Genomic DNA, 16,701 nt, shown 5'->3' on the forward strand with positions numbered 1-16,701 from the left:
TCCGGCGCCCGCGAACGGGCCGGCTTAACGCTGATGCTACCGGCTCCGGGTTTAGGTTCGGCTTGGGCTATCGTCACGGCGGCTTTTTGTTCGACTCTTAACGGAGTGTCAACGCACCTCCGGCTGCCGCGGCCCAACCGGCCCGCGGTGGTGGTGTTCAGCGCGGGAATTAAACATTAGACTTGCAGATCATGAATCACATGACCTCCCCCTCGCGCGAGCACCTGCAGGACATGGCCCGCGGCATCGGCCAGCGGCAGGTCCGCCTGGTGACCGGGACGATCATGTTCGCCTACCTGATCAGCCATTTCCTCAACCATGCGCTGGGCAATATCTCGACCGAGGCGCTCGCGATCGGGGTGTACTACCACACCGAATTCTGGCGGTTCCTGCCGGTCGCCATCGTGTTCTACTCGGCCTGCCTGGTGCACACCGCGCTAGGCATCTGGGCGTTGTTCGAGCGGCGCGAGTTCCACTGGAAGGCGATCGAGCCGCTGCAGCTTGCGCTCGGCCTCAGCGTTCCGATGCTGGTCATCGTGCATGTCGTCGGCGTCCGGCTCGGGCAAGCCCTGTATGGGCACGAGAAGCTCTATCCGCAGGAGCTGTATACGTTCTTCATCGCGTCGCCGAACCGGCTGTGGCAGATGCTGGCGGTGCTGGTGGTCGCCTGGGTGCATGGCTGCATCGGCCTGTATTTCTGGCTGCGGATGCGCCCGTTCTTCAAGCGTGCGGCGCCGTTCCTGCTCGCCGGAGCCGTGTTGATCCCGACGCTGGCGATGCTCGGCATCTATCAGGCCGGCCGCGCCACGATCGCCGACTACCAGGATCCCGACTGGCGGCGCGAGGAGCTGTCGGTGCAGAAGCTCGGCACGGCGGCGCAGGGGGCCATGCTCGAGAAGATCACCGATGACCTGACGATCGGCTATCTCGGCCTGCTCGGCCTCGTGCTGCTCGCGCGCGGCGCGCGGACCCTGCTCGAACGCCGCGGCGGCATGATCGCATTGTCCTACGGCAACGGCCGCACGCTGCGGGTGCCGAAGGGCTTGAGCGTGCTGGAAGCGAGCCTGCGCTACAACGTGCCTCATGCGAGCGTCTGCGGCGGCCGCGCACGCTGCTCGACCTGCCGCATCCGCGTCATCGGCGATCACGCCGCCCTGCCCGAGCCTTCGCCGCGCGAAGCCTTCGTGCTGCACCGGGTCGGCACCGACGATCCGTCGATCCGGCTGGCCTGCCAGTTGCGGCCGACCGGCGACCTGACCTTCTTCCAGCTGTTCCTGCCGAGCACGATGTCGGCCAACGCGCATGCCGGCAATCCGACGCGGGTCGGCCAGGAGCGTTATCTCGTCAGCATGTTCGTCGACATGCGCGGCTCGACTCAGCTGGCCGAGAAGCGGCTGCCGTTCGACACCGTGTTCATCGTCAACCGCTTCCTCGGCGCTGTATCGCAAGCGGTGCTGGAAGCCGGCGGGCGGCCCAACCAGTTCATCGGCGACGGCATGCTGGCGCTGTTCGGGCTCTCCTCCGACCGGCACGAGGCCTGCCGCCAGGCGCTGCGCGCGGCGGCATTGATCGCAACCAATATCGACGAACTGAACCAATTTCTCAGCCACGATCTGCGCGAGCCGATCCGCTTCGGCATCGGCATCCATGGCGGCGAGGTGATCGTCGGCGATATCGGCTATCGCGACCATATGGTGTTCACCGCGCTCGGTGATGCCGTCAACGTCGCCGCACGGCTCCAGGACATGACCAAGGCGCTGGCCTGCGAGGCCGTCATTTCCGACGAGGTGCGCGTCACCGCGGGCCTCGCCGACGATGCCCTGCCGGCGCAGGAGGTCGCGATCCGCGGCCGCAACGAGCCGATGACGGTGCGCACCGTCGAGGCGACGCGCATCCTGTCCGCGCTGGTCGACGACCGGCGCGCCGTCGCGGCCTGACCGCTTCATCCCCCTTCACCGAGTGTGACCTGCCGCACATCCAGCGGAGCGTTCAGCCGCGATGCTCGAACGCGTCCCGTGCCGGATGCGACTGACTGGCGATGGGTAACACTGCAACCGCGCCGCGACAGAGCTCAACGCGCATCTGAAGGAGACGACCATGCTTCGCAAAGTCACGCTTGCTCTCGCTACTGCCGCAACCCTCGGCGCCGCCGCGCTGGCGCCGACCTCGGCGTCCGCCAAGCCGTTCTTCTGGCATCCGTACCACCATCACTTCTGGGGTGGCCCGGGCATCTCCGTCGGCTTCGTCGACTCCGGCTGCTACGTCACCCGCCTGGTAATGACGCCCTACGGCTATCGCTATCGCACCGTCAACGTCTGCTACTGATCGAACCTTCGACGTCGCTGGAAATGCCCCGGTCGCCCGCGCGACCGGGGCTTCTCGTTGTTGCGACGCAACGCTGCGAAAGCTCAATTGACTCGCGGTTCCCCGATGCGACATTTGTCGCCGCGCGCAGTCCATGATGCGAAGGCGCGCAGGCCAAGGTGAGCCTGGTGATGACCAGCTCACGACAGAACAGCTTCGGAGGAAGCGGAATGCTCGATCGACGAGACTTGATGAGGCGCGCCGGGTTGGCGGCTTTGGTGACGGGGCTGGGATCAAGGGGCGCGCTCGCCCTCGACACCGTGACACTGCCCTTCGACAACGGCGAACGGCCGCTGGTGCGCTACCCCCAGAAGCGCCCGATGATCGGCCTGACCAGCCGGCCGCCGCAGCTCGAAACCCCGTTTGCAATCTTCAACGACGGTCCGCTGACGCCGAACAACGCGTTCTTCGTCCGCTATCACCTCGCCGGCATCCCCTACGACCTCGATCCGGACAAGTTCACGCTCGAGATCAAGGGCAAGGTCGACAAGCCGCTGAGGCTGTCGCTGAAGGATATCCGCAAGCTGAAGCCGATCGAGCTGGTCGCCGTCAACCAGTGCTCCGGCAACAGCCGCGGCTTCTTCAATCCGCGCGTCGCCGGCGGCCAGCTCGGCAACGGCGCGATGGGCTGTGCGCGCTGGCACGGCGTGCCGCTGAAGACCGTGCTCGACATGGCCGGCGTGCAGGCCGGCGCCAAGCAGGTCACCTTCAATGGCATGGACGGCCCTGTCATGGAGACGACGCCCGATTTCGTGAAAGCGCTCGACATCGACCATGCGCGCGATGGCGAGGTGATGCTGGCCTGGGGCATGAACGGCGAGGACCTGCCGTTCCTCAACGGATTTCCGCTCCGCCTCGTGGTGCCCGGCTATTACGGCACCTATTGGGTGAAGCACCTCAACGAGATCACGGTGATCGACAACGTGTTCGACGGCTTCTGGATGAAGTCCGCCTACCGGATTCCGGATACGCCGAACAACGCGGTCGAGCCCGGCACCGCGCCGAAGGCGACGATCCCGATCAACCGCTTCACGGTACGCTCGTTCATGACCAGCATTGCCGACGGCGCCAGGCTGAAGGCCGGCCTCACCACGCTGCGCGGCATCGCCTTCGACGGCGGCAAGGGCATCAAGGAGGTCGTGGTCTCGACCGACGGCGGCAAGATCTGGACACCGGCCAAGCTCGGCAAGGACCTCGGCAAATACGCCTTCCGCGAATGGAAGCTGAAAGTCACGCTTCCCCCCGGCCCGTCGGAGCTGAAGGTGCGCGCCACCAACAATGCCGGCGACACCCAGCCGATGGATCCGTTGTGGAATCCCGCCGGCTATCTGCGCAACGTCGTCGAAACCGTGCGCGTCACCGCGGCGTGAGGAGAAGCATCATGACCAGCAAGCTGCTTGCTTCCCTCGCCGCGGGCGCGGCCCTCTCGATCGGGGCTGCGATCGCCACGCCCGTCAACTACACGCTTCCCGAGGAGACCGCTTCGTTCAAGCCGGGTCCGAACCTCGACGTGGTCCAGAGCAACTGCACCGGCTGCCACTCGGCGGACTACATCAAGACCCAGCCGCAGGGCGAGAAGTTCAAGAAAGACTTCTGGCAGGCCGAGGTGACCAAGATGATCAAGGTCTACGGTGCGCCGATCGATCAGGCCGACGTCGGCAAGATCGTCGAGTATCTTTCCGCGACCTATTGAGACGCGGTCGATCCATCCCCGCGCGCTGGCCGACAGGCCGCGCGTGGGTTGACCTATCCAATTCGGCTCAGAGGAACTGATCTGTTTTTGCAGCGCATCAATTGACCACGAAACAGGCAATCCGGCACCAAAACCCCACAAAGCGGGTTGTTTCCGGGCAAAAACACACCGTGGTTTGATCTACCCAGCTTTTTCCAAACTGCTATCCTGTGCGGTGCGGACAAGCCGGTTTGTGCGGGGACCAGCTGGTCTGTTTTCGATTGATTCCGCGGAGACGACTGGAATGCCCAAAGGTACAGTGAAGTGGTTCAACCCGACCAAGGGTTATGGATTCATCCAGCCCGCAACGGGCGGTAAGGACATTTTCGTGCATATTTCGGCGGTTCAGAAGGCTGGTCTGCAGTCCCTGAACGAAGGCCAATCGGTTGAATACGAAGAGATCGCAAATCGCGGCAAGACGTCAGCCGAGAACCTCAAGGTCTAGCGCACCGCGCAAGATCGAGCGGCGCACTCTCGGACGCCATCCGGGAGTGAGGGCCGAATCCAACATCACACGCGTGACGTTCGGCGGAGCGGGCACGGTGCCCGCGCGCCACGGCATCGAATTTTTCCCAGCCGTCATCGACCACGTGCCGCTATTGGCCATTTGCCCGTTACATCGGGGCATCGCCCTATTGCCGACGCGCCAATCCGCTATCGCGCGACCACCCGATTGCGCAGCTCAACATCGCAACGGCGTCAGGGACGAGGGGCCGCGCATGAATCTCGCCGACAGCTGGGACGCCGAATCCGGCCGATGGATCGAATGGGCGCGGCGTCCGGGGCATGACAGCTATTGGCGATATCATCGCGACCAGTTCATCACGCTGCTGCCGCCACCCGGCCTCCATTCAGCCGTTCAGTCTTCCGTCACCCACTTGGCGACGGTCATGACATCAGGCGGTTGCAGATAACCGCGGGGCCAGAGATCGACGGCCCATTCCACCTTGGTGGCGCGTTCCACCAGCACGGCGGTATTGTGCGGCGTCTGCATCAACTGAAAGCCGCGATAATGAGGATCCCCCACATCGTGGAACTTGAACAGGTTCCAGGTCTGCATCACCAGCATCAGGCTGGTCGTGTTGCGGGTGGTGTCCCAGCAGTCGTAATTGTGCTGATCATCGTTGGCGCGGAAGTCCGCTTTCGCGACACGCTTGTTGGTGCCGAGGATCGGCCCCATCCGGCGATCGAACCAGATCACGGCCTTTTGCACGGCGGCGCGTTCGGCGGCGGCGTTGGCACGGCCGGTGGCCATGATCCGGGTCAACGCGGCTCTGTCGGCCGCGCTGAAGTCGAGCATCTCACGGCGCCGGCAGACGAAGCCGTAGCACACCGTCATCACCGAGGCCGACGGCGGATAGATCGACACCGATGTGTAGAGCTGCATGATGCCGGAGCTGAGCTCGGCCGCAGGGGCCGGCGTCATCGCGAACAGGGACAACGTCGCGACGCATAACGCGCCGGCAACCCCGGTTCGCTTCGCACGTATCGGCTGATTGGTATCGTCCATGTCGCGGCCCCCAACTGGAGGGAGAATTATCGCGGGTGCGGCGCGATGCCAAGGTATCCGGCGCATGGCTGTGGATCAGATCAGCCGACCGGCAGCGGCGCGTCGCGCTTGACTTCCTCCATCACCGCATAGGTTCGCGTCTCGCGCACACCCGGCAGCGCCAGCAGCGTCTCGCCGAGAAACCGGCGATAGGCGGTCATGTTGGCGACGCGCGCCTTGACCAGATAGTCGAAGCCGCCGGCCACCATGTGACACTCCAGCACTTCCGGCGCGGTCTGCACCGCCCTGGCGAAGCGCTCGAACACGTCGGGCGTGGTCTTGTCGAGCAGCACCTCGACGAACACCAGGAGGCCAAGGCCCAGCCGGTGCGGATTGAGTCGCGCGCCATAGCCCTCGACGAAGCCGTCGCGCTGCAGCCGCTTCAGCCGTTCACCGACGGAGGTCGGCGACAGGCCGATCCTCTCGGCCAGTTCCACATTGGCAATCCGGCCATCCCCTTGCAGGATCGAGAGGATTTTGCGGTCTGTCTTGTCGATTTCTGTCATATCCACGGCCAAACCATCAACTATCCAGATTTTCTAAGGCAAATCTGCTAATTTGTCTATCGAACTACGGTCCACGGACGCGTAGGTGTTCCCGTGCAACCCCGAGGAACCGCCGAGAAACCGCCATGCCAGACCAGCTCCCGCCCCCGTTCAGCGCGCCCTACGCCCCCGATGACACGGCGATCGCCAGCCGCCTGCGTCAGAACGCCGGGCTGGGCGCGGACAAGGAGGCCAGGATCGACCGCAGCGCGACCCGCCTGATCGAAGCGATCAGGGCCAATGACGATCCGCTCGGCGGGGTCGAGGACATGCTGCGGGAGTTCGCGCTGTCGACCAAAGAGGGGTTGGCGCTGATGGTGCTGGCGGAGGCGCTGCTCCGCGTGCCCGACGCGCGCACCGCCGACCAGTTCATCGAGGACAAGCTCGGCCAGGGCGACTTCGTCAACCACGAGACCAAATCCAGCGCATTCCTGGTCAACGCCTCGGCCTGGGCGCTCGGCATGTCGGCGCGCGTGATCCAGCCCGGCGAGACGCCGCAGGGCACGATCGGCCGGCTGACCAAGCGGCTCGGCGCGCCGGCGGTGCGCGCGGCGACGCGGCAGGCGATGCGGCTGATGGGCAGCCATTTCGTGCTCGGCGAAACCATCGAGGCGGCGCTGGCGCGGGCGCAATCGCACACGGCGCGCGGCTCGCGCTATTCGTTCGACATGCTCGGCGAGGGCGCGCGCACCGCCGACGACGCAAGCCGCTATTTCGAATCCTACGCCCGCGCGATCGAGGCGATCGGCAAGGCGGCCGGCGATCAGGCCCTGCCCGATCGGCCCGGCATCTCGGTCAAGCTGTCCGCACTGCATCCGCGGTTCGAGGCGGTGAGCCATGCGCGGGTGATGGGCGAGCTGGTGCCGCAGCTGATCGACCTGGCGCGCCGCGCCAAGGCGTACGACCTCAACTTCACCGTCGATGCCGAGGAGGCCGACCGGCTGGAGCTGTCGCTCGACGTCATCGCGGCTGCCTTCGCCGATCCGTCGCTCGCCGGCTGGAGCGGCTTCGGGCTTGCGATCCAGGCCTATCAGAAGCGCGCCACCGACGTGATCGACTATATCGACGCGCTGACGCGCGCACTCGACCGCAGGATGATGGTGCGCCTCGTCAAGGGCGCCTATTGGGACACCGAGATCAAGCGCGCGCAGGAGCGTGGGCTCGACGGCTATCCGGTGTTCACCCGCAAGGCGATGACCGACCTGAACTACATCACCTGTGCGCGCAAGCTGCTGGCGCTGCGGCCGCAGCTGTTTCCGCAATTTGCCACCCACAACGCGTTGACCGTCGCGACCATCCTCGAACTGTCGGACGATCCCTCAAGCTTCGAATTCCAGCGGCTGCATGGCATGGGCGAGGCGCTCTACGCGCAGCTCGGCCAGGATCGTCCTGAGATCGCCCACCGCACTTATGCGCCGGTCGGCAGCCACCGCGACCTGCTCGCCTATCTGGTGCGGCGCCTGCTCGAGAACGGCGCCAATTCGTCGTTTGTGGCGCTGGCCGCGGACAATCGCGTCTCCATCGTGGACCTGTTGCGCCGCCCTGCCGAGATCATCGGCGCCGATGACAACGCGGCGTATTCCGGAATTCCGCTGCCGGCCGATCTTTACCGGCCGCAGCGCGAGAATTCGCACGGCATCGAGTTCGGCGAGCGAAAGGCGCTCGATGCGTTGACGTCGGCGATAACAGTCGAACCCAAGGCGGCGTCTGGTGCGGTCGCGGCATCGACGAACGAACAGGCGAATGCCGCCGTCGCCGCCGCACGCAGCGGCTTCAAGGCCTGGAACGCGACGCCGGCCACACGGCGCGCGGCCATGCTGGACAAGGCTGCCGATCTGCTCGCGCAGCGCCGTGCCCACTTCCTCGCACTGCTGCAGAGCGAAGGAGGCAAGACGCTCGACGACGCACTCTCCGAGGTGCGCGAGGCGATCGACTTCTGCCGCTACTATGCGGCACAAGGCCGGACGCTGTTCGAGCAAGGCGAGACGATGCCGGGGCCGACCGGCGAGAGCAACGTGCTGGAGTTGCACGGCCGCGGCGCGTTCGTCGCGATCTCGCCATGGAATTTCCCGCTCGCGATCTTCCTCGGCCAGGTGACGGCGGCACTGATGGCCGGCAATGCAGTGATCGCAAAGCCGGCCGAGCAAACGCCGCGCATTGCGGCCGAGGCCGTCGCCCTGCTGCATCAGGCGGGCGTGCCGACGTCGGCGCTGCATCTGGTTCAAGGCGACGGCGCGGCCGGCGCGGCGCTGGTCAATCATCCCGCCATCGCCGGCGTGGTCTTCACCGGCTCGACGGAGGTGGCGCGCTCGATCAACCGGACGCTCGCGGCCAAGGACGGCCCGATCGTACCGCTGATCGCCGAGACCGGCGGCATCAATGCCATGATCGTCGATGCCACCGCGCTGCCCGAGCAGGTCGCCGACGATGTCGTGACCTCGGCGTTCCGTTCCGCCGGCCAGCGCTGCTCGGCGCTCAGACTGTTGTTCGTGCAGGACGACGTCGCCGACCGCATGATCGAGATGATCGCGGGCGCCGCGCGCGAATTGAAGATCGGCGATCCCTCCGAGCCATCGACGCATGTCGGACCGGTGATCGATGCTGAGGCCAAGCAACGACTCGACGCGCATATCGCGCGGATGAAACAGCAGGCGCGGGTGCATCTCGCCGGCGAGGCGCCATTAGGCAATTTCGTCGCGCCGCATATCTTCGAGCTGTCGTCGGCAAGCCAGCTCAGCGAAGAGGTGTTCGGCCCGATCCTGCACGTCGTGCGCTATCGCGCCGAGCGGCTCGGTGAGGTGCTCGCCGCGATCGAGGCAACCGGCTTCGGACTGACGCTCGGCATCCATTCCCGCATCGACGACACCATCGAACACGTGATCGAGCGCCTTCAGGTCGGCAACATCTATGTCAACCGCAACATGATCGGCGCGGTCGTCGGCGTGCAGCCGTTCGGCGGCAGTGGCCTCTCGGGCACCGGCCCCAAGGCCGGCGGCCCGCACTATCTTGCGCGGTTCGCCACCGAGCAGACGATCACGATCAACACCGCCGCCGCCGGCGGCAACGCCGCGCTGATGGCAGGGGTCGAGTAGTCGGACGCGTCATTGCGAGGAGCGAAGCCACGAAGCAATCCATCCCCGAGGTCAGGTATGGATTGCTTCGCTCCTTTCGCAATGACGCCCCAACAACCCGTTGCATCGTGCCCCCGAGATGGGTCAAATGGCGATCCGATCGGAATGATCGCACGCGATAATTCCAGCTACCGGAAAAACACCAACAAGCGCCACGGGAGCGAGGGCACGATGGAAAAAGGCATTTTTGACGGGCTCAAGGTCCTGGACTGCGCGAGCTTCATCGCGGCGCCCGCGGCCGCCACCGTGCTGTCCGACTTCGGCGCCGACGTCATCAAGATCGAGCCGCCCGGCGCCGGCGATCCCTACCGCAACCTGCCCAATCTGCCCGGCTATCCCGCAAGCGAGCATAATTTCGCGTGGATGCTGGAGGCCCGCAACAAGAAGAGCCTCGCGCTCGATCTGACCAAGCCCGAGGCGCGCGAGGTGCTCTACAAGCTCGTCGCCGAGGCCGACGTGTTCATCACCAACATGCCGCCGCAAGTGCGCGAAAAGCTCGGCATCACCCACGACCATCTCGGCCATCTCAACGACCGGCTGATCTACGCGTCCTTCACCGGCTATGGCGAGAAGGGTGAAGAGGCCAACAAGCCCGGCTTCGATTCCAACGCCTATTGGGCCCGCTCCGGCCTGATGGATCTGGTGCGCGCCGACGAGGACACCACGCCGGCGCGTTCGGTCGCCGGCATGGGCGATCACCCCTGCGCGATGGCGTTCTACGGCGCGATCGTCACCGCGCTGTTCCAGCGCGAGAAGACCGGCAAGGGCTCGCACGTCTCGACCAATCTGATGGCCAACGGCGTCTGGGCCAATGGCGTGCTGGCGCAGGCCAAGCTCGCCGGCGCCAAGTTCAAGAAGCGCAAGCCGCGCGAAGAGGCGCTCAACGCCGTCACCAACCACTACAAGTGCAGGGACGGCCGCTGGCTGATCCTGTCGCTGCTCAACGAAGACCGGCAATGGCCGACGCTGGCGCGCTGCATGGGCCGCGAGGACCTCGTCGCCGATGCCCGCTTCGCGACCAAAGCTGACCGCCATGCGCGCTCGGTCGAGCTGATCAAGATCTTCGACGAGGTGTTCGCGAGCAAGGATCTCGCAGAATGGCGCAAGATCCTCGACGGCAACGGCCTGGTGTTCGGCGTCGTCGGCATCCTCGACGACATCCCGAACGACAAGCAGATGATCGAGAACGAGGTGCTGGTGCGCTTCGAGAACGACACCATGCTGACCGTCAACAGCCCGATCTTCATCGACGGCGCCAAGAAGGTGCAGCCGCGCAAGCCGCCCGAGGTCGGCGAGCATTCCGACGAGATCCTGCGCCAGGCCGGCTACGACGAGGCCACGATCCGGAAGCTGCGTGCGTCCGGCGCGGTGGCATAGCACATCGACCACGTCGTGAGTGGCCCGGATGGAGCGAAACGAAATCCGGGATCAACGTTTCATCCAGGCCCAGACGATGGCTACCACGATGATGCCGATGATGACCGCGAGCCCGATCGCCCAGCTGCTGACGCGGACGGCACTGACCGCCTGACGCTCGGCCTCGTTGGCCGCGATCTCGCGGTTGCGTTGCTTGTTGTCCTCGGAAGCACTCATCAGGCCGGTCTCCGGTCAAGAGCTTCAGGTCTTTGGCAAGCTCGAGTGTAGCATCAAATAATGACGCGGAGACGCTTCGGTTCCAGTGAGGAGTTACCTCCCCTTTACGAAGCACATCCCCATCCGCGAGGTCTTCCCCGCGACCTGGCACGCTAGCCCCTCGGCACAGGTCCAGCCGCGGAAACTGCGGTCGGCCTCGGCCGGCTTGGTGCCCGGCAGATAGCAATGCGCGCCCCAGCCGTCGCTGTACTCAGTGCCGGCAAGCTCGGCGCTGGCCCGCAGCTGCGGCCGGTTGGAGAAGCCGCGGGAAAAATCCGGCGTCTTGCCGTCGCGGAAGCTTGAGAGGATATCGCGGCGGCGAGGCTGGTCGCCGAAGAAGTGCGGCGAGGCCGGCACCACGGTGGAGTTCGACGGCTTTGCTGCCATCCAGTCGACGCCCGGGAAATGAAAACCGCCGATGCCGCGGGTCTGGTGGCAACCGGCGCAGGTGACGTCGTTGAGGCGTCGTTCGAAGCCGGCCAGCGACTGGATGATTTGCAGCCGCGTTCCGTCCGACGCGGCCTTCTGCAAGGCACCGACGACATCGCTGTCCGAGAACACCGCGTCGCCGGACGTCCCCTCGCCCTGCACCAGGCCGAATTCGGGCTCGAGGTTGCTGACATCGAAACCGATCGGAGTGGGCGCCACCGCCGAGATTGCGAGGAAGCGATCCGGGATCAGCAAGGTGCCGCGATCGAGTTCGACAAAATGTTTGGGATCGAGCAGCCAGGCCTTGAAGTCGCGCTTGAGCGCCTCGTCTGCCAGGATGCGGTCGCGATCGATCTGGTTCTCCAGCGGCGCCTCGGCAAAGCGTTTTGCCGCGCCGTCATAGTCGAACACCTTGAGCAGATAGTCGGTGCGGAAATCGCGCACCGCGGATTTCGGCGCGTGCGCAATCTGCAGATTGGTCTCGATGCGATCGATATTCCGGGCATCGATCAAATCGAGCGGCCCGTCCTTGCCGAACAATTTATCCATCGCAGGCGGCGCGCTAGCGGTCGCGAGCCAGCGCCGCGCGATCTCGCGGCAGCTGAGCGACGCGTCATTGCCGTCGCCCTTCGCCTTCAGCACCAGGTTCAGCGTCATCGGCAGCCGCTGCGAGACCGCGTTCTCGCCGATCAGCGGCACATCGGTGCGCGTCAGTCGATAGATCAGCCGGATCTCGCCGCAGTCCTTCGGCGCCACATAGGCGCGGTCCATGCGGTTGACGATGCCAGCCAGCACGAAGCGGACATCAGGTGACCCCAGCAGCGCACGGTCGAACAGCTGAAACGCAAAAGCGTCGCCGACGCCGATGCTCTCGTTCGGCAGGCTTGCCTGATGCTTCGATACATATCGATCGAATTCGTGGTCGAGCGCCTCGCGCACCGGCACCAGAGCGGGCAAGGCGAACAGGTCGCGATTGGACAACGGCGTGTCGGCGGAGCGATCCGGCGCGAGCATCCGGCCGAGGCTGAAGCGGCTGTGATCGAGCTCGCGCAGAATCGCGGGATCGATCACCGCCACGCCACGCTCGAGCGCGCGATCCTCTGCGGCGCGTGCAGGCACGGCGGCACCGAGCAGAACGGACATTATCAGGAGGCATTTCAGCGCGCGGCCCATGCCTCCACTAACACCGCGCGGCAAACCCTATTCAAGAAAAAAGGCGCTTCACATCGCGGTGAAGCGCCTTGGTATCGTCGTCTTTCCGCAATCAACGCGAAACGATCAGACCCTTGCTGGTGACCACCACCCAGCGGCCGTCCTGCTTGCGGATGGCGTCGACGCGGCCAAGGCCTGGGACGGGATCGCCAGCATAGACCTCGTAGATGCCGCCGCGGCCCTCGATCAGCGCGCCACCATTGCCGACGTCGCGCAGCGCCCAGCCGTCGACCACCGGCAGGCGGCCGACCTCCGGCCTCGGCGCGGCCGGTGCAGCCGCGGCAGCCGCCGGGGTGACCGAGCCCGTGACCTCGCGGGCGGGCGTCGCCGCCGCGACGGTCGTCTGCGGGGCGCGGAGCTTGTCGACGGTCTCGCTGAGCTTGTTGAGCCTGGCGATCGGCTCGGCCTGGGCCTTCTCGACCTTCTCGATCCGCTCGCTGGCCTTGCTGAACTGAACGGTCCCGTTCCTGGCGGTCTGGTCGATGCTGGACTTCAGGGCAGCGATTTCGCCATCGATCCTGGCGATCGAGGCGTCGAGCGCGTCCTTGGCGGCCGTCTCCTTGGCAGCCGTATCCTTGGCGGAGGCAGCGGCTGGGCTGGTGAGATGGCCGAGGCCCGCGGTCGCGAGCGCGCCACCGATGGCGCCTGCCACAGTCGCCAGCGCGATCACCGCGGCCATCGCCCCGAACCGACGGGTGCCGGCCGGTTTGGCAGCCTGCTCGGCGCCCGGCTTGGAGGCGGTCGCCTCATGATCCCAGGTCCGGTCACCGGGCGCCATGATCATCAGCTTGCCCGGGAAACGCGGCTCTGCTCGCTTGCCGGTCTCGACCTTGGGCACATCCATATTGGTCGGCTCGATCTTGGCATCGAGCTTGGCGTCGATCTTGGCCTCGATCATGGGATCGAGCCGGGACGGCTCAACCTTGGGGGATTCAACCTTCGGCGCGTCCATCCTGGGCGCGTCGGCCTTTGGCGACGTCTCTTCCTGCTCGGGCGCGAGCCTCGGAGCCTCGACACCGGCCGCGGCCATTGCGGGCTCGCTCTTCGCCGCCATTTCGGCGCCGGTCTGACCGCTGACCGGCTTGCTCTGCTGCTCACTCACGTTCAAAGTCTCCAGGCTAGGTTGACAATTCGGTAACTTTTATTGCTTGCGAAATGGTTACCCCGTCGCGCCATTACCTAAATTTTAGGGAGTTTTCCGGGCCGGATTTGGGCGATGCGGCGCTGCGGCAATCTGCGTCAGCTCCGTTTGCGCGCGGCGCTTTCCCAATTAACATACCGCCATCTTCCAGCCAGAAGGCAGGGGAGTGCCATGACGATCGAGAAGTGCATCAAGGAATTTGATGTCGATGACGTCATTTTTGAGGAAGGCTCGACCGGCCGCGAGTTGTTCGTCGTGCTCGACGGCACGGTCGACATCGCCAAGATCGATGGCGGAAACAAGACCGTCATCGTCAGCCTCGGCAAAGGCGAGTTCTTCGGCGAGATGGCCGTGATCGACGGCTCGGCGCGCTCGGCAACCGCCATCGCCTCCGCGCCCGCGACGCGCGTGATGCGGATCAACCACGCCCGCTTCGTCTACCTGGTCAGCCAGCAGCCGGCCTTCGCGCTGATGGTGATGGATGCGCTCTCGAAACGCCTGCGCGCGTCCAACGCCGTCACTTACCGGGCGGCGGCCGCACATGAGTGAGCGCAAACCAAGCCCGTTCAGAACGCTGTTCGAGGCCGACGTCGCCACCCTGATCCAGGCAGCCGACGACGTCTACCAGATCCGCTTCAAGAACCGCGCGGCGAACGCCTATCTGGTGCGCGGCAGCAAGCGGACCATCATGATCGACGTCGGGCTGTCGACCAATTATCCCTCGCTCGTCGCCTGTCTCGACCATCTCGGGGTGACGCCCGCGATGATCGACATGGTGGTGCTGAGCCACGAGCATCTCGACCACATCGGAGCGGCCTATCATTTCCACGGCTCAGCTTACATCGCCGCACACCGGCTCGCCGCCAACAAGATCATGCTGCGCGACGACTTCTCGATGCTGCGCAAGATGTTCAACGAACCGAACGCGCCGATCGACGTCGACATCTGGCTCGAGGAAGGCAATCTGATCGACCTCGGCAATTTCCGCCTCAACGTGATGTATACGCCGGGTCACACCTCGGCCTGCATCTCGCTGTTCGATCAGGACAAGGGCCTGTTGTTCGCCGCCGACACGTTGATGCCGGGTGGCGTGATGGGCGGCGTGTTCGGCTCCGGCTCGATCGCCGATTACATCCAGTCGCTGGAACGGCTGAAGGGCCTCAATTCCAAGATCCTGCTGTCGGGTCATGGCCGCCTGTCCGATACGCCGCAAGACGACGTGCGGATCGCGCTGCAACGCTCGCACGCCCTGCTCGAGGACACCGCGCAGCTGTTCGACGCACTCGATGCCCGCTCGAACTTCGAGCCGATCATGCAGTCGGTGCGCGACCTCAACAAGCTCGACGATTGATCTTCGCCCTCCCGTACATTTGACAAATCCATTCGCGGCCTGTTCAACAGTCACAACAAAGCAAGAAGACAGGGAGAGAGGACCATGAAGCTTTACGACTCGATCGGGCCCAATCCGCGCATCGTGCGCATGTTCATGGCCGAGAAGGGCATCGAGATCCCCAAGCAGACCGTCGACCTGCGCAAGGGCGAGAACCGCGAGGAGGCGCATCTGAGGCGCAATCCGCACGGCCAGATGCCGGCGCTCGAGCTCGATTGCGGCAACTACCTCTCGGAGATCACCGCGATCTGCGAATATCTCGAGGAGAAGCACCCCTCGCCTGCGATGATCGGCACCACGCCCGAAGAGCGCGCGGAGTGCCGGATGTGGACGCGCCGCGTCGATCTCAACATCGCCGAGCCGCTCGCCAACGGCTACCGCTTCGGCGAGGCGCTGAAATTCTTCGAGAAGCGGATTCCGGTGGCGCCCGAAGCCTCGCCGGGCTTGAAGATGATCGCCGCCAACCGCATCAAATGGCTCGATGACCAGATGGCCGACGGCCGCAAATACATCTGCGGCGAACGCTTCACGCTGGCCGACATGCTGCTCTACTGCTGGATCGATTTCGGCAACCAGGTCGGCCAGCCGCTGGATCAATCGAACGCCAACATCGTCGCCTGGTTCAATCGCGTCGGCGAGCGGCCGTCGGTGAAGGCGTAGGTCGAGCTTCACCCTCCCTTGGGGGCAGGGTTATCGCATATAGCCCGCCTCCCGGAGGGGCGCGCTGACAAAACATCGAAAACAACCCCATGCAAAGTAGCCGGCGGCGTGCCGGCATTCGACACGGGGTTCTTGACATGTCGGGCAACTCAGCGGCATAATTCTATTATTCGGAAATTGCGTGCGGCGCGCCTCCTCCAGGACAGGGGAATCGCATATGGCACAAGAACTTCGTCGTCCCGGACAAGCGGAGCGCAGATCCGGGACGCATAACCACACGGCGTGGTGATAAAAGCGAGCTGGAGCCACAGCCTTGTTCAACAACAAGGCCCTGTGGTTATGGGTCCCGGCCTTCGCCGGGACGACACTGAACTTTGCATCTGCGATTGCCCTGCCCCTCCAGAGGAGCAGTGCGCTAAATCACCACCGGCTTGTCAGGCAGCTCGTTCGGGCCGCCCTCCGCATGCGGGAAATACTTAGCCAGCTCGCGCGACACCGCGGCGATGCCGTTGACCACGCCCTGCTCGAACCGGCCTGCGCGAAAATCGGCTTCCATCGCGCGGCAGATCGCGCTCCAACCGGCCTGGCCGACCTTGGCGTCGATACCGCGGTCAGCAACGATCTCGACGTCGCGGTCGGCGAGCAACAGATAGATCAGCACACCATTGTTGTGATGGGTGTCCCAGATCCGCAAATGCGAGAACACGTCGAGCGCCCGCTCCCGCGCCGGCTGATCGCGGAACAACGGCACACCGTCGAGCGCGCCCTCGACGACGAAGCGGATCTGCCCGGAATGGGTGGCCTCGCCGGCCTTGATCGCCTGCTCGATGGCGTCGAGCACGCGCGGTGGAAACTCGCGCCGAACGCGCCAACGATGTTCGAGCAGATGCTTGCCGATACGCTTGATGCCCATATC

At 65.0% G+C, this 16,701-nt stretch carries 16 protein-coding genes; 10 read left to right on the plus strand and 6 right to left on the minus strand.

The window, feature by feature from the left end:
• The first annotated feature begins 200 nt into the window (after window positions 1-200).
• The 5 genes from JQ507_26455 to JQ507_26475 all read left to right on the plus strand — a co-directional run bounded on the left by JQ507_26455 (window position 201) and on the right by JQ507_26475 (window position 4,541).
• Window positions 201-1,937: an adenylate/guanylate cyclase domain-containing protein gene (locus tag JQ507_26455; GenBank protein QRI73522.1), complete on the plus strand. Its 1,737-nt coding sequence runs from the start codon at window positions 201-203 to the stop codon at window positions 1,935-1,937.
• 160 nt (window positions 1,938-2,097) lie between these two features.
• Window positions 2,098-2,325: a hypothetical protein gene (locus tag JQ507_26460; protein QRI68435.1), complete on the plus strand. Its 228-nt coding sequence runs from the start codon at window positions 2,098-2,100 to the stop codon at window positions 2,323-2,325.
• Window positions 2,326-2,534: 209 nt separating this feature from the next.
• Entirely contained in the window at window positions 2,535-3,734 is a 1,200-nt protein-coding gene (locus tag JQ507_26465; protein QRI68436.1) for a molybdopterin-dependent oxidoreductase, read from the plus strand.
• A gap of 11 nt (window positions 3,735-3,745) precedes the next feature.
• A complete protein-coding gene (locus tag JQ507_26470; GenBank protein ID QRI68437.1) occupies window positions 3,746-4,057 on the plus strand; it encodes a cytochrome c in 312 nt (103 codons plus the stop codon).
• 283 nt (window positions 4,058-4,340) lie between these two features.
• A complete protein-coding gene (locus JQ507_26475; GenBank protein QRI68438.1) occupies window positions 4,341-4,541 on the plus strand; it encodes a cold-shock protein in 201 nt (66 codons plus the stop codon).
• Between the two features lie 414 nt (window positions 4,542-4,955).
• On the opposite strand, the gene JQ507_26480 is transcribed toward JQ507_26475, so the two are convergent.
• Both JQ507_26480 and JQ507_26485 read right to left on the minus strand, forming a co-directional pair.
• Window positions 4,956-5,606: a hypothetical protein gene (locus JQ507_26480; protein QRI68439.1), complete on the minus strand. Its 651-nt coding sequence runs from the start codon at window positions 5,604-5,606 to the stop codon at window positions 4,956-4,958.
• An 80-nt stretch (window positions 5,607-5,686) separates the two neighbouring features.
• Window positions 5,687-6,151 carry an Lrp/AsnC ligand binding domain-containing protein gene (locus JQ507_26485; GenBank protein QRI73523.1) on the minus strand — a complete coding sequence of 155 codons (465 nt, stop codon included), beginning with the start codon at window positions 6,149-6,151 and terminating at the stop codon, window positions 5,687-5,689.
• A gap of 125 nt (window positions 6,152-6,276) precedes the next feature.
• Between JQ507_26485 and putA the strand changes: the two genes are divergently transcribed.
• Together putA and JQ507_26495 are read left to right on the plus strand one after the other, a co-directional pair.
• Window positions 6,277-9,282: a bifunctional proline dehydrogenase/L-glutamate gamma-semialdehyde dehydrogenase PutA gene (gene putA, locus JQ507_26490; GenBank protein ID QRI68440.1), complete on the plus strand. Its 3,006-nt coding sequence runs from the start codon at window positions 6,277-6,279 to the stop codon at window positions 9,280-9,282.
• A gap of 210 nt (window positions 9,283-9,492) precedes the next feature.
• A complete protein-coding gene (locus tag JQ507_26495) occupies window positions 9,493-10,698 on the plus strand; it encodes a CoA transferase (protein QRI68441.1) in 1,206 nt (401 codons plus the stop codon).
• 51 nt (window positions 10,699-10,749) lie between these two features.
• Here the strand turns inward: JQ507_26495 and JQ507_26500 are convergent, their stop codons facing one another.
• From JQ507_26500 to JQ507_26510, 3 genes are all read right to left on the minus strand, one after another.
• Entirely contained in the window at window positions 10,750-10,914 is a 165-nt protein-coding gene (locus JQ507_26500; GenBank protein QRI68442.1) for a hypothetical protein, read from the minus strand.
• Window positions 10,915-11,007: 93 nt separating this feature from the next.
• Window positions 11,008-12,555, minus strand: a complete 1,548-nt coding sequence (locus JQ507_26505; GenBank protein ID QRI68443.1) for a hypothetical protein — start codon at window positions 12,553-12,555, stop codon at window positions 11,008-11,010.
• Between the two features lie 91 nt (window positions 12,556-12,646).
• Window positions 12,647-13,702, minus strand: a complete 1,056-nt coding sequence (locus JQ507_26510; protein QRI68444.1) for a hypothetical protein — start codon at window positions 13,700-13,702, stop codon at window positions 12,647-12,649.
• Between the two features lie 204 nt (window positions 13,703-13,906).
• Between JQ507_26510 and JQ507_26515 the strand changes: the two genes are divergently transcribed.
• From JQ507_26515 to JQ507_26525, 3 genes are all read left to right on the plus strand, one after another.
• Complete coding sequence (locus JQ507_26515; protein ID QRI73524.1) at window positions 13,907-14,284, plus strand: cyclic nucleotide-binding domain-containing protein; 378 nt, start codon at window positions 13,907-13,909, stop codon at window positions 14,282-14,284.
• Entirely contained in the window at window positions 14,277-15,086 is an 810-nt protein-coding gene (locus JQ507_26520; protein ID QRI68445.1) for an MBL fold metallo-hydrolase, read from the plus strand. The genes JQ507_26515 and JQ507_26520 overlap by 8 nt, the downstream gene beginning before the upstream one ends.
• A gap of 84 nt (window positions 15,087-15,170) precedes the next feature.
• The gene (locus JQ507_26525; protein QRI68446.1) at window positions 15,171-15,785 is read left to right on the plus strand and encodes a glutathione S-transferase family protein; all 615 of its coding nucleotides are present in this window, start codon (window positions 15,171-15,173) and stop codon (window positions 15,783-15,785) included.
• 415 nt (window positions 15,786-16,200) lie between these two features.
• On the opposite strand, the gene JQ507_26530 is transcribed toward JQ507_26525, so the two are convergent.
• Window positions 16,201-16,698: a TPM domain-containing protein gene (locus tag JQ507_26530; GenBank protein ID QRI68447.1), complete on the minus strand. Its 498-nt coding sequence runs from the start codon at window positions 16,696-16,698 to the stop codon at window positions 16,201-16,203.
• Window positions 16,699-16,701: the final 3 nt, after the last annotated feature.

The sequence above is a fragment of the Bradyrhizobium sp. PSBB068 genome, from assembly GCA_016839165.1.
GTDB lineage: Bacteria > Pseudomonadota > Alphaproteobacteria > Rhizobiales > Xanthobacteraceae > Bradyrhizobium.